Origin of the sequence: Streptomyces sp. NPDC098781 (assembly GCF_044759995.1) — a bacterium.
Taxonomy (GTDB): domain Bacteria; phylum Actinomycetota; class Actinomycetes; order Streptomycetales; family Streptomycetaceae; genus Streptomyces.
Map to the genome: position 1 here is coordinate 801,279 of NZ_JBIWAK010000002.1, position 24,087 is coordinate 825,365.

At 71.6% G+C, this 24,087-nt stretch carries 20 protein-coding genes and 1 pseudogene; 13 read left to right on the forward strand and 8 right to left on the reverse strand.

Annotation, left to right across the window (positions count from 1 at the left end; genetic code table 11):
• Positions 1 to 2: 2 nt before the first annotated feature.
• The 3 genes and pseudogenes from ACIQWG_RS09650 to ACIQWG_RS09660 all read right to left on the reverse strand — a co-directional run bounded on the left by ACIQWG_RS09650 (position 3) and on the right by ACIQWG_RS09660 (position 2,950).
• On the reverse strand, positions 3 to 977 hold the full coding sequence (locus tag ACIQWG_RS09650; protein ID WP_404093530.1) for an MMPL family transporter: 975 nt from the start codon (positions 975 to 977) through the stop codon (positions 3 to 5).
• A 141-nt stretch (positions 978 to 1,118) separates the two neighbouring features.
• A pseudogene (locus ACIQWG_RS09655) lies at positions 1,119 to 2,267 on the reverse strand (MMPL family transporter); the annotation flags it as partial.
• A gap of 14 nt (positions 2,268 to 2,281) precedes the next feature.
• Positions 2,282 to 2,950 (reverse strand): pirin family protein, encoded by a 669-nt coding sequence (locus tag ACIQWG_RS09660; RefSeq protein WP_404093533.1) that lies wholly within the window; start codon positions 2,948 to 2,950, stop codon positions 2,282 to 2,284.
• An 87-nt stretch (positions 2,951 to 3,037) separates the two neighbouring features.
• Between ACIQWG_RS09660 and fasR the strand changes: the two genes are divergently transcribed.
• The 5 genes from fasR to fabF all read left to right on the forward strand — a co-directional run bounded on the left by fasR (position 3,038) and on the right by fabF (position 8,022).
• Positions 3,038 to 4,243: a fatty acid biosynthesis transcriptional regulator FasR gene (fasR, locus tag ACIQWG_RS09665; protein ID WP_404092547.1), complete on the forward strand. Its 1,206-nt coding sequence runs from the start codon at positions 3,038 to 3,040 to the stop codon at positions 4,241 to 4,243.
• A gap of 89 nt (positions 4,244 to 4,332) precedes the next feature.
• Entirely contained in the window at positions 4,333 to 5,268 is a 936-nt protein-coding gene (locus ACIQWG_RS09670; protein WP_404092549.1) for an ACP S-malonyltransferase, read from the forward strand.
• A 14-nt stretch (positions 5,269 to 5,282) separates the two neighbouring features.
• Complete coding sequence (locus tag ACIQWG_RS09675; RefSeq protein WP_404092552.1) at positions 5,283 to 6,314, forward strand: ketoacyl-ACP synthase III; 1,032 nt, start codon at positions 5,283 to 5,285, stop codon at positions 6,312 to 6,314.
• A 102-nt stretch (positions 6,315 to 6,416) separates the two neighbouring features.
• Entirely contained in the window at positions 6,417 to 6,665 is a 249-nt protein-coding gene (locus ACIQWG_RS09680; protein ID WP_004001566.1) for an acyl carrier protein, read from the forward strand.
• Between the two features lie 85 nt (positions 6,666 to 6,750).
• On the forward strand, positions 6,751 to 8,022 hold the full coding sequence (gene fabF / locus ACIQWG_RS09685; protein WP_404092556.1) for a beta-ketoacyl-ACP synthase II: 1,272 nt from the start codon (positions 6,751 to 6,753) through the stop codon (positions 8,020 to 8,022).
• A gap of 66 nt (positions 8,023 to 8,088) precedes the next feature.
• Here the strand turns inward: fabF and ACIQWG_RS09690 are convergent, their stop codons facing one another.
• Positions 8,089 to 8,583, reverse strand: coding sequence for a DUF3145 domain-containing protein (locus tag ACIQWG_RS09690; RefSeq protein WP_404092558.1), 495 nt, complete (start codon positions 8,581 to 8,583; stop codon positions 8,089 to 8,091).
• A 269-nt stretch (positions 8,584 to 8,852) separates the two neighbouring features.
• Here ACIQWG_RS09690 and ACIQWG_RS09695 point away from each other — a divergent pair, with 269 nt between their 5' ends.
• Both ACIQWG_RS09695 and ACIQWG_RS09700 read left to right on the forward strand, forming a co-directional pair.
• A complete protein-coding gene (locus ACIQWG_RS09695; RefSeq protein ID WP_404092560.1) occupies positions 8,853 to 9,743 on the forward strand; it encodes an SGNH/GDSL hydrolase family protein in 891 nt (296 codons plus the stop codon).
• 10 nt (positions 9,744 to 9,753) lie between these two features.
• Positions 9,754 to 10,731 (forward strand): aldose epimerase family protein, encoded by a 978-nt coding sequence (locus ACIQWG_RS09700; RefSeq protein WP_404092563.1) that lies wholly within the window; start codon positions 9,754 to 9,756, stop codon positions 10,729 to 10,731.
• A 93-nt stretch (positions 10,732 to 10,824) separates the two neighbouring features.
• Here the strand turns inward: ACIQWG_RS09700 and ACIQWG_RS09705 are convergent, their stop codons facing one another.
• On the reverse strand, positions 10,825 to 13,329 hold the full coding sequence (locus ACIQWG_RS09705; RefSeq protein WP_404092565.1) for a beta-glucosidase: 2,505 nt from the start codon (positions 13,327 to 13,329) through the stop codon (positions 10,825 to 10,827).
• A gap of 64 nt (positions 13,330 to 13,393) precedes the next feature.
• Here ACIQWG_RS09705 and ACIQWG_RS09710 point away from each other — a divergent pair, with 64 nt between their 5' ends.
• Positions 13,394 to 13,975, forward strand: coding sequence for a TetR/AcrR family transcriptional regulator (locus ACIQWG_RS09710; protein ID WP_404092568.1), 582 nt, complete (start codon positions 13,394 to 13,396; stop codon positions 13,973 to 13,975).
• Between the two features lie 231 nt (positions 13,976 to 14,206).
• Complete coding sequence (locus ACIQWG_RS09715) at positions 14,207 to 15,460, forward strand: pyroglutamyl peptidase (protein ID WP_404092570.1); 1,254 nt, start codon at positions 14,207 to 14,209, stop codon at positions 15,458 to 15,460.
• On the opposite strand, the gene ACIQWG_RS09720 is transcribed toward ACIQWG_RS09715, so the two are convergent.
• Positions 15,450 to 16,244, reverse strand: a complete 795-nt coding sequence (locus ACIQWG_RS09720; RefSeq protein WP_404092572.1) for an EI24 domain-containing protein — start codon at positions 16,242 to 16,244, stop codon at positions 15,450 to 15,452. The two genes, ACIQWG_RS09715 and ACIQWG_RS09720, sit on opposite strands and share 11 nt — an antisense overlap.
• Positions 16,245 to 16,400: 156 nt before the next feature.
• Here ACIQWG_RS09720 and ACIQWG_RS09725 point away from each other — a divergent pair, with 156 nt between their 5' ends.
• Entirely contained in the window at positions 16,401 to 17,552 is a 1,152-nt protein-coding gene (locus ACIQWG_RS09725; protein ID WP_404092574.1) for a serine hydrolase domain-containing protein, read from the forward strand.
• Between the two features lie 94 nt (positions 17,553 to 17,646).
• On the opposite strand, the gene ACIQWG_RS09730 is transcribed toward ACIQWG_RS09725, so the two are convergent.
• Positions 17,647 to 18,066 (reverse strand): organic hydroperoxide resistance protein, encoded by a 420-nt coding sequence (locus ACIQWG_RS09730; RefSeq protein ID WP_404092576.1) that lies wholly within the window; start codon positions 18,064 to 18,066, stop codon positions 17,647 to 17,649.
• A gap of 96 nt (positions 18,067 to 18,162) precedes the next feature.
• Positions 18,163 to 19,161, reverse strand: a complete 999-nt coding sequence (locus ACIQWG_RS09735; protein WP_404092578.1) for an NADP-dependent oxidoreductase — start codon at positions 19,159 to 19,161, stop codon at positions 18,163 to 18,165.
• Between the two features lie 94 nt (positions 19,162 to 19,255).
• Here ACIQWG_RS09735 and ACIQWG_RS09740 point away from each other — a divergent pair, with 94 nt between their 5' ends.
• The 3 genes from ACIQWG_RS09740 to ACIQWG_RS09750 all read left to right on the forward strand — a co-directional run bounded on the left by ACIQWG_RS09740 (position 19,256) and on the right by ACIQWG_RS09750 (position 24,066).
• Positions 19,256 to 19,699, forward strand: coding sequence for a MarR family transcriptional regulator (locus tag ACIQWG_RS09740; protein WP_404092579.1), 444 nt, complete (start codon positions 19,256 to 19,258; stop codon positions 19,697 to 19,699).
• 663 nt (positions 19,700 to 20,362) lie between these two features.
• Positions 20,363 to 22,618, forward strand: coding sequence for an arylsulfatase (locus tag ACIQWG_RS09745; protein ID WP_404092581.1), 2,256 nt, complete (start codon positions 20,363 to 20,365; stop codon positions 22,616 to 22,618).
• Positions 22,619 to 22,689: 71 nt separating this feature from the next.
• The gene (locus tag ACIQWG_RS09750) at positions 22,690 to 24,066 is read left to right on the forward strand and encodes a diacylglycerol/lipid kinase family protein (RefSeq protein WP_404092584.1); all 1,377 of its coding nucleotides are present in this window, start codon (positions 22,690 to 22,692) and stop codon (positions 24,064 to 24,066) included.
• Positions 24,067 to 24,087: the final 21 nt, after the last annotated feature.

Genomic DNA, 24,087 nt, shown 5'->3' on the forward strand with positions numbered 1-24,087 from the left:
GGTCACTTGCCCCGGGGCACCCCCGGCTCCGCCGGCGCGCCGAGCTCCTCGCCGGCGCCCTCGGTGTCGATGTGCGGCAGGATCCTGTCCAGCCAACGCGGCGTCCACCAGGCACGCTCGCCCAACAGGGTCATCACGGCGGGCACCATGAGCAGCCGCACCACCGTGGCGTCGATGAGCACACTGACCGCGAGGCCCAGGCCCAGCATCTTGACGACGATGTTGTCGCTGATGATGAAGGCCGCGAAGACGCTCACCATGATCAGTGCCGCGCAGGTGATCACGCGTGCGGTGATCTCCAGCGCGTGGGCGACCGAGTCCTTCGCGTTCCCGGTGCGCAGCCACGCCTCGTGCACCCGGGACAGCAGGAAGATCTCGTAGTCCATGCTCAGGCCAAAGATGATCGCGAACATCATCATCGGCACATAGCTCTCGATGGGCACCTTGCCGTGCACGCCCAGCGCGGGTCCGCCCCAGCCCCACTGGAAGACGGCGACGACCACGCCGTACGAGGCCGCGATCGACAGGACGTTGAGGACGGCCGCCTTCACGGCGACCAGCAGGCCGCGGAAGACCGCCAGGACGATCAGGAAGGCCAGTGCGACCACGACGAGGATGATCAGCGGCAGCCGCTGCGCGACGATGTCGCGGAAGTCGACCTGGGCGGCCGTGGTCCCGGTGACATAGCCCTTGGCGTCGGTGCCGGAGGCCGCGTCGGGGAGCGTGTGGTCGTAGAGGCGGTTGACGAGGTCGGTGGTGTCCTTGTTCTGCGGGGACACCGACGAGTAGACCGTGCCGACCAGCACGTCGCCGTCCTGCGTCGGCTGCAACGGGCTGACGAAGGCGGTCCCGGACGCGTCGTTCAGCGCCTGCTGGGTCTTCGAGGCCAGGTCGGAGCGCTGCGACTGCGGTACGTTCGTCTGGTCCACGACGACGGTGAGCGGCCCGTTGGAGCCCGCGCCGAAGGCGTCCGTCATCAGGTCGAAGGCCCGCCGGTCGGTGAAGGACGTGGGGTCGGCGCCGTCGCCGATGTGGCCGAGCTGGATCGTGAAGACCGGGATGGCCAGCACCGCGACGGTGACCACGCCGGCGGACAGATACCGCCACGGATGGTGTTCGACGCGCTTGGCGTAGCGGTGCCAGGTGCCCTGGGTCGTGTCGCCCCCGGCCTCGGTCTCGGCGATGGGCCTGCGCACATGCCAGCGGTCCACGTTGCGGCCGGCCAGTCCCAGCAGCGCCGGGACCAGGGTCAGCGCGCCGAGCACGGCGGAGACGACCGTGACGGCCGCGGCGACGCCGAGCAGGCCGATGAAGTTCACGCCGGACACCCACAGGCCCATCAGGGCGACGATCACCGTGGTGCCGGAGACCAGCACCGCGCGTCCGGAGGTGGCCGCGGCGTGGCCGGCGGCGCGTACCGGGTCGGCGCCGTCCATGAGGTTCTGCCGGTGCCGGGTGAGCAGGAAGAGGGCGTAGTCGATGCCGACGCCGAGGCCGATCATCGTGGCAAGGGTGGGCGAGACCGTGGCGAAGGTGAACGCCAGCGCGAGCAGCCCGAGGCAGGCCAGTCCGCCGACCACCGCGATCAGGGCGGAGATCAGCGGCAGGAAGGCGGCGATCACACTGCCGAAGCCGATCAGCAGGACGACGATGGCGACGCCGAAACCGATCGCCTCGCTGATCCGGTCGTTGCCGGCGGGCCGCTCCAGCTCGCCGAGCGATCCGCCGTACTCGACCTCGACGCCTGCCTGTCTGAGCGGCTCCACGGCCTTGTCGACGCCGTTCAGGTAGCTGTCGCCCAGCAGGGAGGGCTGTTCGTCGAAGCGGATGGTGATGTAGCCGGTCTTCCCGTCCGAGGACAGCGGCCCGACCTTCGAGGAGGTGGCCTCCAGCGGGTTCTGCACGGACAGCACGTGCGACAGCTTCTGGAGGTCGGCGACGGTGGTCGACATCTGTGAGCCGAACGAGCTCAGGGACTTGTCCGCGTCGTGCATGACGATCTGACTGCTGTAGCCGCCGGCCTGCGGATCGTGCTCCTTGAGGACGTCCAGGCCCTTCTCGGACTGCACGTCGGACAGGGCGAAGTTGTCCGAGTACTCCCCGCCGTGGATGTGGTTGAGGGCCTGGAGCACACCGAGCGCCACCACCCAGGCGACGATCACGATCACGCAGTGGTGGGCACACCACTCACCGAGCCGTCGCAGCCCCCCGCTGCCTTTGTGTCGGGCCATGCACACCATTTGACGGTGCCCCGACCACTTGGGCATCTCGGGTTACGCCGCTACCCGGCCATCTCCCACATCAGCAGTTCCGCCGCGCTCACGCCCACGGCCTCCACGTCCTTGGCGTCCGTGATGCGCGCCGCGTCCCCGGCGCCCAGTTCCTCGCCGTCCAGTTCCTCGCCGTCCAGGCGGACGTCACCGCGCACGACATGCACGTACACGAACGCCCCGTCCGGCACCGCCGACCGCTCCCCCACCGCCAGACGGCGCACATGGAGCATCGCGCCCGCCTCCGGGACGGCGTACGGAGTGGAGTCCGCGATGCCGTGGACGATCTCGTACGCCGGGTCGCCGCCCGGTGTCAGCGGGGCCAGCCAGGTCTGGACGAAGGTCAGCGGCGCGTCGGCGTCGTTGCGCTCCACGTGCCGTACACCGCCCGCCGAGCTGAGCCGCTGGACGTCGCCGGGGCCGACCCGGGTCTCGTGACCGGTGGAGTCGCGGTGGGTCAGCTCGCCCTCGACCACCCAGGTCACGATCTCGGTGTGGCTGTGCGGGTGCTCGTCGAAGCCGGCGCCGGGGGCGAGCCGCTCCTCGTTGCAGGCGATCATCGCGCCGAACCGGAGGTTGTCGGGGTCGTAGTGCGGGCCGAAGGAGAAGGCGTGGCGTGAGGCGATGCCCGAGGCCGGATCCCCTCCCGGATAGCGCTCCGCGGCGCGCCGTACGTCCATCACGCGCACCACGGTAGCCCCACCTGCGGGAGCTCACTCGCGACCCTCCGGCACGCGCCCGCGTCCGGATAAGGCAGTCTTGTCCCCGTGCCCGAACCCGAAACCCGCAAGTCCCCCGCCGCCGCGCACGACGTCCATGCCCATGCCGCGACCCTGAAGCGACTGGAGAAGTCCTCCGGTTCGCTCGCCGCGCAGGCCATCGCGCGGATGGACGAGACGCTGCCGTGGTACCGGGCGATGCCCCCGGAGAACCGTTCCTGGATCGGCCTCGTCGCCCAGGCCGGTATCGCCGCGTTCACCGAGTGGTTCCGGCATCCCGACGCGCCGCAGGCGATCTCCACCGACGTCTTCGGGACCGCCCCGCGCGAGCTGACCCGCGCGATCACGCTGCGCCAGACCGTGGAGATGGTGCGCACCACCATCGAGGTCATGGAGTCGGCCATCGACGAGGTCGCCGCTCCCGGCGACGAGAACGTGCTGCGCGAGGCGCTGCTCGTGTACGCCCGCGAGATCGCCTTCGCCACCGCCCAGGTCTACGCCCAGGCCGCCGAGGCACGCGGTGCCTGGGACGCCCGTCTGGAGTCGCTGGTGGTGAACGCCGTACTCAGCGGCGAGGCCGACGAGGGCGCCGTGTCACGGGCCGCCGCCCTCGGGTGGAACTCGCCGGAGCATGTGTGCGTGGTGCTCGGGACGGCGCCCGACGGGGACAGCGAGCTGACGGTGGAGGCCATCCGGCGGGCCGCCCGGCACGCCAAGCTCCAGGTGCTGACCGGGGTGCTCGGGGACCGGCTGGTGGTGATCGCGGGCGGCAGCGACAGTCCGCTCGCCGTCGCCAAGTCGCTGATCGGGCCTTATGCCGCCGGACCGGTCGTCGCGGGCCCCGTCGTGGCGGATCTGCTGGCCGCCACCCGGTCCGCGCAGGCCGCGGCCGCCGGCCTGAAGGCGTGTTCGGCCTGGCAGGACGCGCCGCGCCCGGTTCTCGCGGATGATCTGCTCCCGGAGCGTGCCATCGCCGGTGATCCCAGCGCGCGCGAGCAGTTGGTGGAGGAGATCTACAGACCGCTGGAGGAGGCCGGGTCGGCTCTTCTGGAGACGCTCTCCGTCTATCTCGAGCAGGCGAGCAGTCTGGAGGGCGCGGCGCGGATGCTGTTCGTGCATCCCAACACCGTGCGCTACCGGCTTCGACGTGTGACTGACGTCACCGGCTGGTCGCCGTCCGATGTACGCTCCGCGTTCACTTTGCGGATCGCGCTGATCCTGGGGCGTCTGGTCGACGGCGATCTCCAGCTCTAGGCTTTTGTCGAGGATCCACAAAACCCCTTCGTGTTCTTCGTCCTTGTCCCCACGGGCGGCGCTGCCCGTCCCCAAGAGAGAGTGTGAGAGTGCTCGTACTCGTCGCTCCCGGCCAGGGCGCCCAGACGCCTGGCTTCCTGACTCCTTGGCTCGAACTGCCCGGTGCCGCCGACCGTCTCGGTGCCTGGTCGGACGCCATCGGACTGGACCTCGCCCACTACGGCACGCAGGCCGACGCCGACGCCATCCGTGACACGGCCGTGGCCCAGCCGCTGCTGGTCGCGGCCGGCATCCTGTCCGCCACGGCACTGGGTGCCTACCCGTTCTCCGCTGACGCGGCGGGCACTCCCGGTGCCGTCGCCGGCCACAGCGTCGGCGAGATCACCGCCGCCGCCTTCGCGGGCGTCCTCGACGACACCGCCGCGCTGACCCTCGTGCGCAAGCGCGGCCTGGCGATGGCCGAGGCCGCCGCGATCACCGAGACCGGCATGTCGGCGCTGCTCGGCGGCGACCCCGAGGTCAGTGTCGCGCACCTGGAAAAGCTCGGCCTGACCCCGGCGAACGTGAACGGCGCCGGGCAGATCGTGGCCGCGGGCACCATGGAGCAGCTCGCCGCGCTGAACGAGGACAAGCCCGAGGGCGTGCGCAAGGTCGTCCCGCTGAAGGTCGCCGGCGCGTTCCACACCCACCACATGGGCCCCGCCGTCGACAAGCTGGCCGAGGCGGCCAAGGAGCTCGTCGCCGGCGACCCGAAGGTCACCTACGTCTCCAACAAGGACGGCAAGGCGGTCTCCACCGGCGCCGAGGTGCTGGAGCGCCTCGTCGGGCAGGTCGCCAACCCGGTCCGCTGGGACCTGTGCATGGAGACCTTCAAGGAGCTCGGCGTGACGGCCCTGATCGAGGCGTGCCCGGGTGGCACGCTGACCGGTCTGGCCAAGCGCGCGCTGCCGGGTGTGCAGACCCTGGCGCTCAAGACCCCCGACGACCTGGACGCTGCTCGCGAGCTCATCGCGGCGCACGCCTGACAAGGAGCCCGAGCATGGCGAAGCTGAAGCCCAGCAAGGGCGCCCCGTACGCACGCATCCTCGGTGTGGGCGGATACCGTCCGACCCGGATCGTGCCCAACGAGGTGATCCTGGAGAAGATCGACTCGTCCGACGAGTGGATCCGCTCGCGCTCCGGCATCGAGACGCGGCACTGGGCGAACGACGAGGAGACCGTCGCCGCGATGTCCATCGAGGCGTCCGGCAAGGCGATCGCCGACGCCGGGATCTCCGCCGAGCAGATCGGCGGCGTGATCGTCTCGACCGTCTCGCACTTCAAGCAGACACCGGCCGTCGCCACCGAGATCGCCGACAAGCTCGGCACCGACAAGGCCGCCGCGTTCGACATCTCGGCCGGCTGCGCGGGCTTCGGCTACGGTCTGACCCTCGCCAAGGGCATGATCGTCGAGGGCTCCGCGGAGTACGTCCTGGTCATCGGCGTCGAGCGGCTCAGTGACCTCACCGACCTGGAGGACCGGGCCACGGCCTTCCTGTTCGGCGACGGCGCGGGCGCGGTCGTGGTCGGCCCCTCGCAGGAGCCGCACATCGGCCCGACCGTCTGGGGTTCCGAGGGCGACAAGTCCGAGACGATCAAGCAGACGGTGCCGTGGAACGAGTTCCAGATCGGCAATGTCGACAAGCTTCCGCTGGACAGCGAGGGCAACGTCAAGTTCCCCGCGATCACGCAGGAGGGCCAGGCGGTCTTCCGCTGGGCCGTGTTCGAGATGGCGAAGGTCGCCCAGCAGGCGCTGGACGCGGCCGGGATCAGCCCGGACGACCTGGACGTCTTCATCCCGCACCAGGCCAACGAGCGGATCATCGACTCGATGGTGAAGACACTGAAGCTGCCGGAACACGTCACGGTCGCCCGGGACGTGCGCACCACCGGCAACACCTCGGCCGCCTCGATCCCGCTCGCCATGGAGCGGCTCCTGGCGACCGGCGAGGCGAAGAGTGGCGACACCGCGCTCGTCATCGGATTCGGGGCGGGTCTCGTATACGCCGCCACGGTCGTTACTCTCCCCTAGGCACTCCGTGCCGGATCATGTGAACCGGCACGGGAAAAGCACCACCTGCCGCTCACGCGGCGGACGCCAAACCCTCTGAGATATCAACGAAGGAGCGCCAAGATGGCCGCCACTCAGGAAGAGATCGTCGCCGGTCTCGCCGACATCGTGAACGAGATCGCCGGCATCCCGGTTGAGGACGTCCAGCTGGACAAGTCCTTCACCGACGACCTGGACGTCGACTCGCTGTCCATGGTCGAGGTCGTCGTCGCCGCCGAGGAGCGCTTCGACGTCAAGATCCCCGACGAGGACGTCAAGAACCTCAAGACCGTGGGTGACGCGACCGACTACATCCTCAAGCACCAGGGCTGATCACCGATCAGACCGCTGGGCTGACTGCCCCGCCACCCGGCGGTGGCGCCGCTGAATCCTCGTATCCGTTGGAGAAAGAATTCCCGTGAGCTCGACCAATCGCACCGTGGTCGTCACCGGTATCGGCGCAACCACACCGCTGGGTGGCGACGCAGCCTCTACCTGGGAGGGCCTGGTCGCCGGACGTTCCGGTGTCAAGCCCCTGGAGCAGGAGTGGGCCGCCGAGCAGGCGGTCCGTATCGCCGCGCCGGTCGCCGTGGAGCCGACCGAGGTCATCCCGCGGCCGCAGGCCCGCCGACTGGACCGCTCGGCGCAGTTCGCGCTGATCGCGGCGCAGGAGGCGTGGAAGGACGCCGGGTTCGAGGCCAAGGCCGGTGAGGACCCGAACATCGACCCGGACCGTCTCGGTGCCGTCATCGCCTCCGGCATCGGCGGTGTGACGACCCTGCTCGACCAGTACGACGTGCTCAAGGAGAAGGGCGTTCGCCGCGTCTCCCCGCACACCGTCCCCATGCTGATGCCGAACAGCCCCTCCGCCAACGTGGGTCTGGCCGTGGGCGCCCGTGCGGGCGTGCACACGCCGGTCTCCGCGTGCGCGTCGGGCGCCGAGGCCATCGGCTACGCCATCGAGATGATCCGCACCGGCCGCGCCGACGTCGTCGTCGCGGGTGGCACGGAGGCGGCGATCCACCCGCTGCCGATCGCCGCGTTCGGCAACATGATGGCGATGTCCAAGAACAACGACGACCCGCAGGGCGCGTCGCGTCCCTACGACGTCGCGCGCGACGGCTTCGTCCTCGGTGAGGGCGCCGGCGTGGTCGTCCTGGAGTCCGCCGAGCACGCCGCCAAGCGCGGCGCCCGGGTGTACGCCGAGGCGGTCGGCCAGGGCATCTCCGCCGACGCCCACGACATCGTGCAGCCCGAGCCCGAGGGCCGGGGCATCTCGCACGCCCTTCAGAACCTGCTGGAGCGCACCGACCTGAACCCGGCGGAGATCGTGCACGTCAACGCGCACGCGACGTCGACGCCGGCCGGTGACGTCGCCGAACTGAAGGCGCTGCGGAAGGTCTTCGGTGACGACGCCGACCACATGGCGATCTCGGCCACGAAGTCGATGACCGGGCATCTGCTGGGTGGTGCCGGTGGTGTGGAGACGGTCGCCACCGTGCTCGCGCTGTACCACCGGGTGGCTCCGCCGACCATCAACGTCGAGAACCTGGACCCGGAGGCCGAGGCGAACGCCGACGTCGTCCGTGGTGAGGCGCGCAAGCTGCCCGTCGAGGGCCGTATCGCCGCGCTGAACGACTCGTTCGGGTTCGGTGGGCACAACGTGGTCCTGGCGTTCCGGACCATCTGAGCCGCCACCGTACGCACCTGAAGGGCCCCCACCTCGCGAGGTGGGGGCCCTTCAGGTGTGCGAGCTTCACACCACCTGGTGCAGCCAGCGGACCGGGGCGCCTTCGCCCGCGTATCTGAAGGGCTCCAGTTCGTCGTCCCACGGCTTGCCCAGGAGCTTGGCGATCTCCGCCTCCAGGTCCGTCTCGTCGCGCTGCGAGCGGCCCAGGGCGGCGCGCAGCCGGTCCTCGGGGATCAGGATGTCGCCGTGGATGCCGGTCACCGCGTGGAAGATGCCCAGTTCGGGGGTGCAGCTGTAGCGCTCGCCCTCGGCGGTGGGGCAGGGCTCGGCCGTGACCTCGAAGCGCAGCAGGTGCCAGCCGCGCAGGGCCGACGCCAGCTTGGAGGCGGTGCCCGCCTCGCCCTGCCAGCTGAACTCCGAACGCCAGGTGCCGGGCGCGGCGGGCTGCCGGATCCAGTCGAGGTTGACGCGTGTGCCGAGCACCCCGGCGACGGCCCACTCGACGTGCGGGCACAGCGCGCGCGGCGCGGAGTGCACGTACAGAACTCCACGTGTCGTCACCGGTACCTCCGGGCAGAGCGGACATCTTTGCGAACTGGCGGACGATCGCGGCCGGGCAGCCACGTTGATGGCGAGGCTACCGTGCGGCGGCGCAAGGAGTGTGACGTACCGTCGGTCCCGGTGCCGTGAAACGTCCGCCATTCACCCGGGGGGACGCTTGTACGGGTGTGAGCCGTTGCATCAGCCGGGTGGGAACCCCTGTGCGTTGGTATGGGTTGGAGACATCAGTGGATGGAGCCGACCGGCCGAGCGAGGGGATGGATCAGGGCATGCGGAAGCGACGGCATCTCTCGCTCACTGTGTTCGCCGCTGTGACCGCGGCCGTGGTGGGTGTCGCCGGCTGTGACGCCGTCGGCGGCGACTCGCCGGCGCCGTCCGGCACCGAGGCGCGCGGCGCCCGCCCGTCGCCGAAGCCGACCCCCACCTGGGACCGCAGCCCCGCGTCGGTCGCGGCCGTCGGGGACTCCATCACCCGTGGTTTCGACGCCTGCGGTGTCCTGTCGGACTGCCCCGAGGTGTCCTGGGCGACCGGCAGCAGTCCGAAGGTCGACAGTCTGGCGGTCCGGCTGCTGGGGAAGGCGAAGGCGGCCGAGCGGAGCTGGAACTACGCCGTGACGGGGGCCCGGATGGCGGATGTGGCCGGGCAGATGGCCCAGGCGGTCACCCGTGAGCCGGAGTTGGTCGCGGTGATGGCGGGGGCCAACGACGCGTGCCGCGCGTCCACCGGCGCCATGACGTCGGTCGCCGACTTCCGGACGCAGTTCGCGGACGCGATGAGCACGCTGCGGGACGCCCTGCCGAAGACCCAGGTGTATGTCGCGAGCGTGCCGAGTTTGATGCGGCTGTGGGAGCAGGGCCGCACCAACCCGCTGGGCAAGCAGGTGTGGAAGCTCGGCATCTGCCCGTCGATGCTGGGTGACGCCGACTCCCTCTCGGCGGCGGCGACCGAGCGGCGCGAGACGGTGCAGAAGCGGGTCGAGGCCTACAACCAGGTGCTCGAGGAGGTCTGCGCGAAGGACCGCCGGTGCCGTTTCGACGACGGGGCGGTGTACGCGTTCCGTTTCGACGGCCAGCAGCTGAGCCAGTGGGACTGGTTCCATCCGAGTGTCAACGGTCAGGCACGGCTGGCCGAGATCGCCTACCGGACGGTCACGAACTAGTGTTCCGCTCATGAGCGAACACTTCGGCACACTTTCCGACGGAACCGAGGTCCACCGCTGGACCCTGGAGCGCGCGGGCGTACGGGTACGGGTGCTGTCGTACGGCGGGATCGTGCAGTCGCTCGAAGTACCCGACCGGGACGGGCACCCGGCGAACGTGGTGCTGGGGTTCGCCGGCCTGGACGGCTATCTGGAGCACCCGGAGCCGTATCTGGGCGCCGTCATCGGCCGGTACGCCAACCGGATCGCACAGGCCCGCTTCCCGCTGGACGGTCTGACGTACGCGCTCGAACCCAACAACGCGCCGAACTCCCTGCACGGCGGCGGGCGCGGCTTCGACAAGCGGGTGTGGGACGTGACACCGGTCGAGCACGGGGTGCGCCTGGGTCGGGTCAGCCCGCACGGCGAGGAGGGCTTCCCGGGGCTGCTCGACGTCTCGGTGACGTACACGCTCGACGCCGACGGGGCGCTGCGGATCGCCTACGAGGCGGTGACGGACGCGCCGACCGTGGTGAACCTGACCAACCACAGCTACTTCAACCTGGCCGGGGCGGGCTCCGGTGACGCGGGCGGTCATGAACTGCGGCTGGCCGCCTCCCGGTTCACCCCGGTGGACGACGGTCTCATCCCGACCGGCTCCCCGGACGAGGTCGCGGGCACCCGCTTCGACTTCCGTCAGGCACGGAAGGTCGGCGTCGGGTACGACCACAACTTCGTGCTCGACAAGGGGGTGACGGAGCTTCCGCAGGAGGTCGCCGAGCTCTACGACCCGTCGACCGGGCGGGCGCTGACGGTGGCGACGACCGAACCCGGCCTCCAGCTCTACACCGCCGACCATCTGACCGAGCCCTTCGCCCCGGGCGACGGCATCGCGTTGGAGACCCAGCACTTCCCGGACTCGCCGAACCGGCCCGATTTCCCGAGCACGGTACTGCGGCCGGGTGAGGTGTTCCGGTCGGAGACGGTGTACGGCTTCTCGGCGCGCTGATCCCCCGGCACGCCGGCCGGCCTCACCGCACCCACGAGCCCCGGCCCGGGCGTCAGGACCGGACCGGGGCTGTTCCTGGGTACTTCTCCCGGGTCAGACGTTAATCGTCGCCGTCACCTTGCGGTCGGCGATCGAGCGCCCCACCTGGATCTCGTACGAACCCTTCACAAACGTCCACGAATTGGTCGTCGCGTCCCACACCTCGAAGGCCCGGCGGGGGATCTCGACCACGGCCTCGGCCCGCTCCCCCGGCTCCGCCGTCACGCCCGCGAAGGCGGCCAGCCACCTCGCCGGCCGCTCGGCGTCCGGCTCGCCCGGCGCCAGATAGACCTGCACGACCTCGCGCCCCGCACGCTCACCCGAGTTGCGCAGCCGGACGGTGACCGTCGTGCCCTGGACCTCGGCGGACTCGTACGCCCACTCGGTGTAGCCGAGGCCGTGTCCGAAGGGGTACGACGGGACCCGGCCCTGCTTCTCCCAGGCGCGGTAGCCGATGAACACGCCCTCGTTGTAGGGGAGTTCACCGGCCGAGGGGGTGACCTCGGTGACCGGGGCGTCGGACAGGGAGCCCCAGGTGGTGGGCAGCCGGCCGCCCGGCTCCTGGGCGCCGGTGAGGACATCGGCCAGGGCGGCGCCGCCCTCCTGACCGGGGAACCAGCTGAGCAGCACGGCGGCGACGTCCTCGCGCCAGGGCAGTTCCACCGGGGAGCCGGAGTTGACGACCACGACGGTGTTCGGGTTGGCGGCGGCGACGGCACGGACCAGTTCGTCCTGGCGGCCGGGCAGTGTCAGGTCGGTGCGGTCGAAGCCCTCGGACTCGACGCGGTCGGTGGTGGCGACCACGACGACGGCCGTGTCGGCGCTCCGGGCGGCCTCGACGGCCTCGGCGATCAGCTCGTCGGGGTCGCGCTGCGGCTCCTGGTGGGCGAGCGTGAAGCCGACGACCTTCATCGGGATGCCCTCGGGGAACTCGACGACGTAGGTGAGGGAGACCTCGACCGGTTCGCCGGCGGTGAGTTCGGGCTGGGCGCGCGGGACGGGGGCGCCGAAGAAGGTGATGAACGGGTCGTCCTTGGCGGGGCGCTGGACGTCGTCGTAGTACGTGGTGCCGTCGATCGTGAGCTCGAAGGCGCCGATGCCCTTGATGCCGAAGGTGTGCGGGCCGGTGTCGCGCGGGGTGAAGGTGCCGGTCAGCTCGACGGTGTGCAGGGCGTCGTGGGTGACGCCCTCGGGGAGGTCGGAGCCCATCCACTGGACCTGGCCGTTCGGGGCGGAACCGGTGCCGATGACGTTCCCCTCCCGGTCCCGGCACACGGCCCGCAGCTCGAAGCCCTTGTCGGCGACAGCGAGTTCGGTGTTCGGGTCGGCGCCGACCGTGTAGGTGAGGGTGCCCTCGGGGAGGGCGGCGGTGAGGCCGTCGAGCGGGGAGACGATCCGGTCGGGGAAGACGGTCGCGGAGCCGCCGCCGAGGACGCGGGCGTCGCGGGCGGCGGCGCCGATGAGCGCGACGGTGCCGTGCGGCCGGAGCGGGAGGGCGCCCTGGTTGCGGACCAGGACGAAGGAGCGGTGGGCGATCTCGCGGGCGAGGGCCGTGCCGTCCACGGTCCCGGGGAGTTCGGTGACGGCCGGCTCGGCGCCGTCCAGGATGCCGACGCGGGCGGCGAGCCGCAGGACGTTGCGCACGGCGGCGTCGACCGTGGCCTCGGCGACCTTGCCGTCCCGGACGGCCTGGGCGAGGGCTTCGCCGAAGACGGTGTGCGGGCCGGGCATGGCGACGTCGAGACCGCCCTCGATCGCACCCACCGTCGACCGGGCGGCCATCCAGTCGGAGACGTTGTACCCGTCGAAGCCCCACTGGCCCCTGAGGACCTCGTTCACGAGGTGGTGGTGCTCGGTCATCGTGGTGCCGTTGACCGTGTTGTAGGCGGTCATGATGCCCCAGGGGTGGGCGTTCTCCACGATGATCTCGAAGGGCGCCAGATAGAGCTCGCGCAGGGCGCGTTCGCTCACGGTGTTGTTCACCGTGAAGCGCTCGGTCTCGGCGTCGTTGGCGACGAAGTGCTTGACGGTGGTGCCCACGCCGCCGGACTGGACGCCGCTCACATAGCCCGCGCCGATCGTCCCCGTGAGATACGGGTCCTCGCTGTACGCCTCGAAGTGGCGTCCGCCGAGCGGGGAGCGGTGCAGGTTGACGGTCGGGGCGAGCAGGACGTGGACGCCCTTGCGGCGGGCCTCCTGGGCGAGGAGGGTGCCGGCGCGGCGGGCGAGCTCCGGGTCCCAGGCGGCGGCGAGGGCGGTGGGCGAGGGCAGCGCGACGGACGGGTCGTCGGCGGTCCAGCGCACGCCCCGGACGCCGATCGGCCCGTCCGACATGACGAGCGACTTCAGGCCGATCTCGGGGAGTGCGGGCAGGGTCCACATGTCCTGGCCGGACAGCAGCCGCGCCTTCGCGTCGAGGTCGAGCCGGCCGAGCGCCGCCTCGACCACCGCCTCGCGTGTGTCGTCGGGACCGCCTCGCGTGTGTCGTCGGCCTGGGTGCGGGTTCCCGCCATCGCGGTGCCTCCTCGTTGAGTCCGGGCTGTGCGTCCGTGCCTCCATCCTGCATCGGCTACCTGTAGACCGGTAGGTTTCGTTATCTTGCTGTAATATAAGCCGTACGGCGATGTCGTACGGTGACGCCATGAACGCGAGGGTCAGGAGCGAGGAGCGCCGCGCCGAGATCGTCCGGGCGGCTCTGGAGGTGATCGCCGAGCGCGGTTACCGGGGCGCGAGCCTGGCCTCGGTGGCGGAGCGGGTCGGGCTCACCCAGCAGGGACTGCTGCACTACTTCCCGACCAAGGACGCGCTGCTCGTCGCGGTGCTCCAGGAGCGGGACCAGTGGGACGCCGTGCCCGACACCCGGTGGCGGGTCGATCTGCTGGCCTCGCTCGTGGAGTACAACGCGATGCGGCCCGGCATCATCCAGACCTTCTCGGCGCTGCTCGGCGAGAGCGTGACGGAGGGTCATCCGGCGCGCGAGTACTTCACCGAGCGGTACTCCCGGGTGCGCGCCAACATGGCCGAGGTCCTGCGCGCCGAGTACGGCGACCGGCTCCCCAACGGCCTCACCCCCGAGCGCGCCGCTCCCCTGCTGGTGGCCGTGATGGACGGGCTCCAGTACCAGTGGCTCCTGGACCCCGAGTCGGTGGACATGCCCGGCGCGTTCCGGGACTTCCTCAGGCTGCTGGGCGAGACCGTGGAGTGACGACGGCGACGACCTCGACCCCCGGGAAGAGCGCGAGGAGTCGGCCCTGTGGCACAGGGGCGTGAAGTGGCCGGTGGGCGGCTGCGGTTGGGGCACTTCGCCACCGCCGACGCGTGGCTCGTCGGGGTGTTGCGGAAAGTGGCCAGGTCGTCTCAGTGATCTACCCATGTCCCCGCCGTCACGCCATACTGCCGACCACGCTCCCCACGGCGACGGAAGGACCTGACCGCCTTGAATTCCCTACGTGTTCGGATCGGCGTGCTCGGACTGGCGCTACTGGCCGGGTTCGCGGCGCCGACGACGGCCGGTGCCGCCGAGGCCACGGCCCCCTCGCCGACCGTCGAGGAACAGCGCCTCGACAAGGCGGTCCCCCAGGAGATCCTGCGCCGCTCCGGATTCGACGCCCCGGCGACGCGGTTCGCCGGTGATCTGCGGGCGGCCCGGTCCTACGCGCAGGCCCGTCACGTCGTCGAGCGCGAGGGGTCGGCGCTGTGGCGCAGGGCCGTCGAGCGGGCGCAGGGGCGGGGGCCGGCGGGGGGCGATCTGAGCCGGGACGACGACCGGCCGTTGTACTGGGCCCGGTTGTCGATGACCCGGGACGTACGGACCTGGGAGCCGGCGTTCGGGCTCGGTGACGGGCAGCGGGACGCGCTGCTGGACGTGCTGGAGCGGACGTCACGCGGGCAGACCGACATCCAGTACCGGCACGGCGGCCTCAAGCGGGTCCTGGTGACCGGGTTCGATCCGTTCACCCTCGACCGTGACATCCGTATCTCCAACCCGTCCGGGGCGACCGCGCTCGCCCTCGACGGCACGGTGATCGAGACGGCGGACGGGCCGGCGCGGGTGGAGACGGCCGTGTTCCCGGTGCGCTGGCAGGACTTCGCGCAGGGGACGGTGGAGCGGACGCTGCGGCCGTACCTGAAGCAGGTCGACCTCTTCACGACCGTGAGCCAGGGGCGGGTCGGCAAGTTCGACGTCGAGCGGACCAACGGGGCCTGGCGGGGCGGCTTCCCGGACAACGAGAACGTCTCCCGCACCGAGACCGTCCCGGTCACCGACCCGGCCTCGCAGCCGCAGTGGACGACGACGACCCTGCCGTACGCCGAGATCGTCGCCGCGAACACCGGGCGCTTCCCGGTGTACGACAACACCGGCGTGACCGAGATCCCGGCGGGCGGCACCCAGGCCGTCGTACGGCCGGACGGGCCGACGCCGGGGTCCACGGCCCGGGCCGGGGGCGGCGGGGACTATCTGTCCAACGAGATCGCCTACCGGGCCACGCTGCTGCGGGACCGGCTGGGGCTGCACGACACGCTGCCGGGCGGGCATGTCCACACGCCGGTGTTGCAGTTCGGCGCGGGCAACACGGACCCGGCGACGGGGTCGGTGACCGACCCCGAGTTCGTCCGCAACCGGCTGGACATCATCGCCCAGGTCCGGACGATCCTGACGGTGGCGGCCGACAGTCCGGTCACCGGCTGACGGGCTCCGCGTCGGGCGCGGGCGCCGCTTCCTCCCGGGTCTCCTCCCCCATCAGCTCCCGCGCCATGAGCGTCGCCCCCGCCACCGCCCCCGGCATCAGGAACACCGCCACGAACGGCACCAGGAAGGACAGGCCGAGCGGGGTGCCGAAGCCCCAGATCAGGGTCTTGCGGGAGCGCAGGAGGGTGAGGCGGTCGCGGAGTTCGACACGGCGGCGTTGCAGGGCGACCGCCGTGAGCTCCTCGGTGAGGAAGAAGCCGGTGACGAAGAAGCCGACCACCGGCACGACCGTCTGGCCGACGACCGGGACGAAGCCGAGGGCGAAGAGCAGGACGCCCCAGACGAGCGCGCGCAGCACGATCCGCAGGCTGTCGCGGGCCGAGATCAACAGCTCGCGCCAGAGCGGCAGGCCGGACTCGGGGGCGGTGCCGTCGGGCGAGACGTCCCGGTCGACCTTCTCGGAGAGGTTCTCGTAGAAGGGCTGGCCGATCAGCAGGGTGACCGCGGTGAAGGTGAGGACGGCGAGGAGCAGGCCCAGGGCGAACAGGACGGCGGTGAGGAAGCCGCGGAAGACGCCCTGCCACGGACTCGACCAGTCGTCGGCGAACGGCGTCGACCACGCCACGAAGTCCTCGCCCCAGAGCCCGAGGGCGACCAGTGCGCCCGCGTACAGCACCAGGGTGATCAGGCCGGGGATCAGCCCGAACCCGTACTGCCTGCCGTGCCGGGCCACCCATCGCTGGCCCTTGAGGAGATAACTGAAACCGGCCCCGAGATCGCGCATGGACCGAACTCTAGTCTGGGCTTGTCACGCCGGGGTCACAGCGGCTTCGGGGGCGGGTTGAGTCGAACGGGTGCGCATCGCCGTACCGGTGGAACGGACGCTGTCCGGACATCGCGCGGGCAGCGGCAGCGGCAGCGGTTCAGCAGAGGAGAGCGGATGACGCAGGGGATCCACGGCACCGTCGCGGACGGTTTCGAGCCGGTGCGCGAGGAGTTCGCCGCGTTCGTGGCGGGTGAACTGCCCGACTACGAGGGGCAGTTGTGCGCCTTTGTGCACGGCCGGAGGGTGGTCGATCTGTGGGCCGGTGACGGCTGTGCGGCCGACTCCCTCTACGGCGTGTTCTCCTCCAGCAAGGGCGCCGCGCACCTCGTGGTCGCGCTGCTCGTCCAGGAGGGCACGCTGGAGCCGGACCGGAAGGTGACGTACTACTGGCCGGAGTTCGGGGCCGAGGGCAAGGGCGGCATCACCCTGCGCGAACTGCTCTCGCACCGGGCCGGGCTGATCGGGCTGGACGCCGGGTTCAGCCGGGCCGAGCTGGCCGACGACCGCGCGATGGCCGAACGCCTCGCCGACCAGCGGCCGTTCTGGCGGCCGGGCTCGGCCTTCGGCTATCACGCGTTGGTCATCGGCGCGCTCACGGGTGAGGTCGTCCGCCGTGCGACCGGCCGTACGCTCCAGGAGGTGTACGAGGAGCGGATCCGGGCCCCCTATGCCCTGGACTTCCACCTCGGGCTCCCCGAGGAGCTGGAGCCGCGCTACCGCTCCGTGCTGCCGATGGCGCCGACGGCGCGGCAGCGGGCGGAGCTGGAGGCGGAGCCGGCCGGGCCGCACACGCTGGGGGCGATCTCCGTCAACGCGCATGTGCCGGAGCCGGGGGACCTGACGGACTACCCCAACTCCCGTGCCGTGCGCGCGAGCGGGCCCGCGTCGGCGGGCGGCGTCGCGGCGGCGCGCGGGCTGGCCGGGATGTACGCGGCGGCCATCAGCGAGGTGGACGAGCGGCCGCCGCTGCTGAAGCCGGACATCGTCGCCGAGGTCGGCCAGATCCACTCGACCGGCTACGACCTGGTGGCCCGGGGCCACCGGTCCTTCGGCCTGGGCTTCCAGGCGCTCTGCGACACCCTGTACCCGTTCCTGGGCGCGGGCACCTTCGGCCACGGCGGCGTGGGCGGCTCCCAGGCCTTCGCGGACCCCCGCAGCGGCCTGGCCTACGGCTACACCCGCCGCCGCTGCGCCTACCCGGGCGGGGCGGCACCGGAGAACGAGCGGTTCATCAGGGCGGCGCACAGGGCGGCGCTCGCGGGCTGACCGCCGGCGACGACACGGGGCAACGGCCCACCGACCCGACCGGGCCGACGACACCGGCCGCGGGCTGGGAGCGCCCGCGGGCCGGCGGCCCGGGTCAGACCAGCGTCACGGTGATGTTGCCGCGCGTCGCCTTCGAGTACGGGCAGACCTGGTGGGCCTTCTCGACGAGCCCCTTCGCGGTCTCGGCGTCGACGTTCGGGATCTGCGCCGAGATCTCCACGATGATTCCGAAGCCGTCGTCGTTCTTGCCGATGCCGACCTTGGCGGTGACGGTCGAGCCGGAGACGTCGGCCTGCTCCTGGCGGGCCACGACGGCCAGGGCGCCCTGGAAGCAGGCGCTGTAGCCGGCGGCGAACAGCTGCTCCGGGTTGGTGCCGGCGCCGCTGCCGCCCATCTCCTTCGGCGGGTTCACCACGACGTCGAGCTTGCCGTCGTCGGTGGCGACCCGGCCGTCGCGACCGTTCTCGGCGGTGGCGACAGCGGTGTACAGGACGTCGGTCTGCTGGATGGACATGCGGTGTCTTCTCCTCCTCGGTCCGCCGCGACTCGCGCCCACGATCGACGACGGTTTCGGAAAGAAGTTACCGCATGTCGGAAACCCGGCACAGACCTACAGCTTGACGATCATCTTCCCGGTGTTGTCGCCGCGCAGGACCCCGAGGAACGCCTCCAGGTTGTTCTCGATGCCCTCGACGACCGTCTCGCGGTACTTGAGCTGCCCCGAGGCGACCCAGGGGCCGACCTCGGACACGAACTGCGGCTGGAGGTCGTAGTGGTCGCCGACCAGGAAGCCCTCGATACGGCCGCGGGTCGCGATGAGACGGGCGAGGTTCTTCGGGCCGGGAGCGGGCTCGGTGTTGTTGTAGACGGAGATCATGCCGCAGACGGCGATACGGCCATCCCGGTTGAGGGAGCCGATGGCCGCCTCCAGGTGATCGCCGCCGACGTTGTCGAAGTAGACGTCGACGCCGTCGGGCGCGGCCTCGCGCAGCTGCTGGCTCACCGGGCCGTTCTTGTAGTTGAACGCGGCGTCGAAGCCGTACTCCTCCACCAGGAGCTTGACCTTCTCGTCGGACCCGGCGGACCCGATGACCCGCGAGGCGCCCTTGAGCTTGGCGATCTGCCCGACCTGGCTGCCCACGGCACCGGCTGCACCGGACACGAAGACGGAGTCGCCCTCCTTGAAGGAGGCGGTGCGCAGCAGGCCGGCGTAGGCGGTGAGGCCGGTCATGCCGAGGACGCCGAGGTAGGTGGAGAGCGGCGCGGCGTCCGGGTCGACCTTGACGGCGTTCTTCGCGTCCAGGGCCGCGTACTCGCGCCAGCCGAAGAAGTGCAGGACGTGGTCGCCGACCGCGATGCCCTCGGCGTTGGAGGCGACGACCTCGCCGACGGCGCCGCCCTGCATGACCTTGCCGAGCTCGTAGGGGGCGGCGTAGGACTTGGCCGCCGACATGCGTCCGCGCATGTACGGGTCGACGGAGAGGTACTTGTTCCGTACGAGCACCTGGCCGTCACCGGGCGTCGGCGTCTCGGACTCGACCAGGGCGAAGTCGTCGGCCGTGGGCCAGCCGACGGGGCGGGAGAGGAGGTGCCATTCGCGGTTGCTCATGGAGGTGCGCCTTTCCGGTAATTTACTTCAGCATCTGAAACAACCATGCTCCTGAATATTTCAGGATGTCAAGTAACGGGGGTACCCTGAGAGCATGGCCACTCCACACAAGACCCGCCGTCCGGATGAACTGACCCTCGAAGTCGTCGACCTCATCGGCGCGGTCGTGGCCCGGTACCACGAGGAGTACGAGGAGGCCGCCGCCGAGCACGCCCTGACCGGCGCGCAGGCACGGCTGCTGAGTCTGCTGTCGCTGGAGGCGCTGCCCATGCGGAAGCTGGCCCAGCGGCTGCGGTGCGAGCCGTCGAACGTGACCGGGATCGTGGACCGGCTGGAGGCCCGGGGGCTGGTGGAGAGACGCCCCGACCCGGCGGACCGCCGCGTGAAGCTGGCGGCCGTCACCGAGGAGGGCCGCCAGGTGGCCCGCGGTCTGCGCGAGTCCCTGCGCTTCGCCCGCGAGCCCCTCGCGGGACTCTCCGACGAGGAGCGCCTGTCCCTGCGGGACCTGCTGCGGCGGATGCTGGGGGCGGAGGCGTAGGCCCGGCGGGGCGTGGCGCGGCCGCAGGCTGGTTCGGCGACGGTACGGAGCGAGCGCGGCGGGCCTGAGGCGCGACCGTCCGACCGCGGACCCGGATGGCTCGGCTCGCCGTACCGTTCCCATACATCCAGGCTAGGCGGGTGGCGGGCTGGCGCTCGGGCGCGGGATGTGCGGGGTCCGCCCGACGCCTGCGGACTCGCCGGCCTGCCGGGGCTCCGGTTCACGGTCTGGCGTGGTGACGGTGGTGTCGTCCACGGCAGGCGGTTCGAGGCCTGGGCGGCCTCGCGCCTCCTCGTGGCCGGGGTGGACGAGGACGCCTTTCGGGCTGCTCGCGAGAGCGGGAGCGGGTGCGATCGCTGGTCGCCGGCCGTTTTCGCCAAGCCGTGGAGCGGGCGCAACGACGTCCCGGCTCTCACCATGCGACCGCGGGCTCGGGCAGCCCTACGGCGAGTACACGGCCTCGCGGCCCGGCGGCACCTCATCTCACACAGCCACGGGGGTGCGAGGGCGCGACCGGGGTGCTCGCGGCTGCGGAAGCGTCTCCTCGCTCCCCTCACCCCCGACGGAAGCCTCTCCCCGCTCCCCCTCACCCCCGGTGGGTGAGGACGTGGCGGCGCTGTGCTGTTGGCATGGCACCGGAGTCGTACCGGTCGAGGAGGCCTCATGGCGCTTCAGTTCTGGGGGCGGATCGCGCGGGACGTGCGGGACTCGGTGCCGGACTGGGAGCCGTACCGGGAGCCGCATGCGCCTGGGGGCGCGCCCAACGTTCTCTTCGTCGTCTGGGACGACGTGGGCTTCGGGACGTTCGACTTCTTCGGCGGCCGGGTCCGGGCACCGGCGATGCGCCGGCTCGCGGAGACCGGGGTGCGGTTCTCGAACTTCCACACCACCGCGCTGTCCTCGCCCACCCGGTCCTGCCTGCTGACCGGCCGCAACGCCACCAGCAACGGCATGGCCCGCGGCACCGAGGCCACCGGCGGCTTCCCCAACCGCAGCGGACGTATGCCGGCGGAGCACGCCACCCTCGCCGAGGTGCTGGTGGAGCGGGGCTGGAACACCTACTGCGTCGGCAAGTGGCATCTGTGCCCGGCGGAGGAGTCCAACATGGCCTCCGCCAAGCGCCACTGGCCGCTCGCCCGCGGCTTCGAGCGGTTCTACGGCTTCCTCGGCGGCGAGACCGACCAGTACCGCCCGGAGCTCGTGTACGACAACCACCCCCACCCGGTGGACCGGACCCCCGAGCAGGGCTACCACCTGTCCCGGGACCTGGCCGACCGGGCGATCGAGTTCATCCGTGACGCCAAGGTCGTCGCCCCGGAGAAGCCCTGGTTCACCTATCTGTGCCCGGCCGCCGGACACGCGCCCCACCAGGTGCCGCGGGAGTGGGCGGACGAGTACCGGGGGGTGTTCGACGACGGGTACGAGGTGTACCGGGAGCTGACGCTGCGGCGGCAGATCGAGCTGGGGCTGATGCCCTCCGGCACCGACCTCACGCCCCTGAACCCGCACGGCGAACGGTCCTGGTCCGCCGGTGAGTTCGTGCGTCCGTGGGAGACCCTGGACGACGGCGAGCGGCGGTTGTTCGTACGCATGGCGGAGGTGTTCGCGGGGTTCGTGTCCTACACCGACGCCCAACTCGGACGCCTGATCGACTACTTGACGGAGTCGGGGCAACTCGACAACACCATCGCGGTGGTGGTGTCGGACAACGGCGCGAGCGGCGAGGGCGGTCCCAACGGCTCCCTGAACACGGCGTACGGCCACTACCCGACCGGATGGGCCTGGGCCTTCGACACGCCCTTCAAGTACTGGAAGCGCTGGGCCTCCTACGAGGGCGGCACCGCCGATCCGATGATCCTGTCCTGGCCGGCCGGCCTCGGGACCGCCGGTGGGATACGGCACCAGTACACGCACGCCGTCGACATCGTGCCGACCCTGTACGACCTGCTCGGCATCCGCCCGCCCGAGTCGGTCAAGGGGCATGCGCAGGCCCCGATGCACGGCGCGAGCCTGCGGGACGTGCTGGAGGATCCCGCGGCGCCCGAACCCCGGGACACGCAGTTCTACGTCATGCTCGGCACCCGGGGCGTCTGGCACGACGGCTGGCACGCCGCCGCCGTGCACCCGCCGGCGCCGACCGGCCGGATCTCCTACGACGACGACCCGTGGGAGCTGTACCACCTGCGCGAGGACCGCTCCGAGGCCCACGACCTCGCCGCCCGGCACCCCGAGAAGCTGGCGGAACTCAGGCGTCTGTGGGAGCGGGAGGCCGCGCGGTACCAGGGGCTGCCCCTGGACGACCGTACGGCCAGGGAGCTTTCCGCCGCGCCGCGACCGCGGGTGTCCGAGCCGCGCGACCACTATGTGTACTACCCGGACTGCGCGCCGGTCCCGGAGTCGGTGGCCGTCGATGTCCACGGCCGGTCCTTCACCCTGGCCGCCGAGGTACGGCTGGACACCCCGGAGGCCCGTGGGGTGCTGTTCGCGCAGGGCGGCCGGTTCGGCGGGCACAGTCTGTATCTGCTCGACGGGCGGCTGCACTACGTCCACCACCGGCCCGGCCGGACCGAGCAGAAGGTCGGCTCGTCCGAGCCGGTCGCGCCGGGCGACCATGTGCTCTCCGCCGTCTTCCGCGCCGAGGAACGCGAGGAGGACGGGCGCACGTCCGGCACCCTGACCCTGCGCGTCGACGGCCGGGAGGCGGGCCGGCTGCGCCTGCGCACCGAGCCGGGCAGGTTCGCCCCGGACGGCGGGGGCGGTCTGTGCGTGGGCCGGGACAGCAGCCCGGCCGTCCCGGGCGACTACGACCCGCCCTTCCGCTTCCTGGGCGGCACCGTCCGCCGTGTCCTGGTCGATGTCGGCGGCCGGTCCGGCTCCGGCCAGGAGAAGGAGGTCACCGGCACCTTCCTGCGCGACTGACGAGCACGTCCCCCGTGAGATCACCCGGCGCAGGTGATGCGGGCCCGGCGTGCGGGCGGTGGGATACGGCTGTGCAGGGTCCACAGAACCTCGCTCCTACGTCCGGGGCGGCAGAGCACCGACAGGGTGCGGCGTCGAGGTGGTCGGCACGGCTGGCGTTGCTGGTCGCCGCCGGAGCCCTCGCGCTGCTCCTGACGGTCGCCGGGGTGAACAGCTTCGCGGTGCTGGCCGTCGGCATCGCGGGGCTCGGTGTCACCGCCGCCGCGCTGTGGTGGACGCTCTCCCGCCGCGGCCTGGTCCGGGCGCTGGCCGCCGTCCTCGCCCTGCTCGTGCCGACCGCCGTGCTGCTGGCCTACGCGACGGTGGGCCTGCTGTGGGCCGTACTGTCCACCCTCGCCCTGTGGACGGTGGCGGCGCTGATCGGACGGGCCGCGCTCGCCATGTCCGTCAGGCACCGGAGGCCATGGCAACACGCCACGCCCCCGCCCAGATCGCCGTACCTCGTCATGAACCCCCGCTCGGGCGGCGGGAAGGTCGGCAGATTCGACCTCGTCGCCAAGGCACGGGCCCTCGGGGCGGAGGTCGCCGTGCTCGACCCGGAGCACCATCAGGACGTCGCCGAGCTCGCCCGCCGGGCCGTGGCCGAGGGGGCCGATCTGCTGGGGGTCGCCGGCGGGGACGGCACCCAGGCACTGGTGGCGGGGGTGGCCGCCGAGCACGGTGTGCCGTTCGTGGTGATCGCGGCCGGCACGCGCAACCACTTCGCGATGGACCTCGGTCTGGACCGCGACGACCCGTCGAGCTGCCTCGACGCCCTCACCGACGGCGTCGAACTCCGTGTCGACCTCGGTCTGATCGGTGACCGCGTGTTCGTGAACACCGCGTCGTTCGGGGCGTACGCGGTCGTCGTGCAGAGCCCGGCCTACCGCGACGACAAGGTGCGCACCATCCTTCGGGAGCTGCCGGACCTGCTGACCCATCAGGCCGGTCCCCGGCTGACCGTGCGGGCGGGGCACGTGGCCATCGACGCCCCTCAAGGGGTCCTGATCAGCAACAACCCGTACCAACTGGGCGACGCGGCCGGTGTCGGCCGGCGTCCGCGGCTGGACTCAGGCGAGCTGGGCGTCCTCGGGATCAGTGTGGACAACGCCGCCCAGGCGGCCGGTCTGCTGCGCGGCCAGTACGCGCGCGGCCTGACCACCCTGGCCGTGGCCGAGGTCGAGGTCGACGCCGACTCGCCCGACGTCCCGGTCGGCGTCGACGGCGAGGCCCTACGGCTGCCCGCGCCCGTGGTGTGCCGGGTCCTGCCGGGGGCGCTGCGGGTCCGTGTTCCGCGCGAGCGGCCGGGCGTGCCCGACGCGAAGCCGGCGGTCGACTGGCGGGCCCTGGGCCGGCTGGCGTTCGCACCCCGGGCCGGGACGCCACCGAGTGAGGTTCCCGCCCGGTGAGTTCACCGGCGTGAACGACGA

What these genes read in the sequence shown, in the direction of transcription:
- ACIQWG_RS09675 (WP_404092552.1), top strand. Translation starts at nt 5,283, where the DNA reads ATGGCGAAGCTGAAGCCCAGCAAGGGCGCCCCGTACGCACGCATCCTC.
- ACIQWG_RS09740 (WP_404092579.1), top strand. Translation starts at nt 19,256, where the DNA reads ATGGCCACTCCACACAAGACCCGCCGTCCGGATGAACTGACCCTCGAA.
- ACIQWG_RS09725 (WP_404092574.1), top strand. Translation starts at nt 16,401, where the DNA reads ATGACGCAGGGGATCCACGGCACCGTCGCGGACGGTTTCGAGCCGGTG.
- ACIQWG_RS09735 (WP_404092578.1), bottom strand. Translation starts at nt 19,161, where the DNA reads ATGAGCAACCGCGAATGGCACCTCCTCTCCCGCCCCGTCGGCTGGCCC.
- ACIQWG_RS09710 (WP_404092568.1), top strand. Translation starts at nt 13,394, where the DNA reads ATGTCGTACGGTGACGCCATGAACGCGAGGGTCAGGAGCGAGGAGCGC.
- ACIQWG_RS09730 (WP_404092576.1), bottom strand. Translation starts at nt 18,066, where the DNA reads ATGTCCATCCAGCAGACCGACGTCCTGTACACCGCTGTCGCCACCGCC.
- ACIQWG_RS09660 (WP_404093533.1), bottom strand. Translation starts at nt 2,950, where the DNA reads ATGGACGTACGGCGCGCCGCGGAGCGCTATCCGGGAGGGGATCCGGCC.
- ACIQWG_RS09720 (WP_404092572.1), bottom strand. Translation starts at nt 16,244, where the DNA reads ATGCGCGATCTCGGGGCCGGTTTCAGTTATCTCCTCAAGGGCCAGCGA.
- ACIQWG_RS09680 (WP_004001566.1), top strand. Translation starts at nt 6,417, where the DNA reads ATGGCCGCCACTCAGGAAGAGATCGTCGCCGGTCTCGCCGACATCGTG.
- ACIQWG_RS09700 (WP_404092563.1), top strand. Translation starts at nt 9,754, where the DNA reads ATGAGCGAACACTTCGGCACACTTTCCGACGGAACCGAGGTCCACCGC.
- ACIQWG_RS09650 (WP_404093530.1), bottom strand. Translation starts at nt 977, where the DNA reads ATGACGGACGCCTTCGGCGCGGGCTCCAACGGGCCGCTCACCGTCGTC.
- ACIQWG_RS09705 (WP_404092565.1), bottom strand. Translation starts at nt 13,329, where the DNA reads ATGGAGGCACGGACGCACAGCCCGGACTCAACGAGGAGGCACCGCGAT.
- ACIQWG_RS09745 (WP_404092581.1), top strand. Translation starts at nt 20,363, where the DNA reads ATGGCGCTTCAGTTCTGGGGGCGGATCGCGCGGGACGTGCGGGACTCG.
- ACIQWG_RS09695 (WP_404092560.1), top strand. Translation starts at nt 8,853, where the DNA reads ATGCGGAAGCGACGGCATCTCTCGCTCACTGTGTTCGCCGCTGTGACC.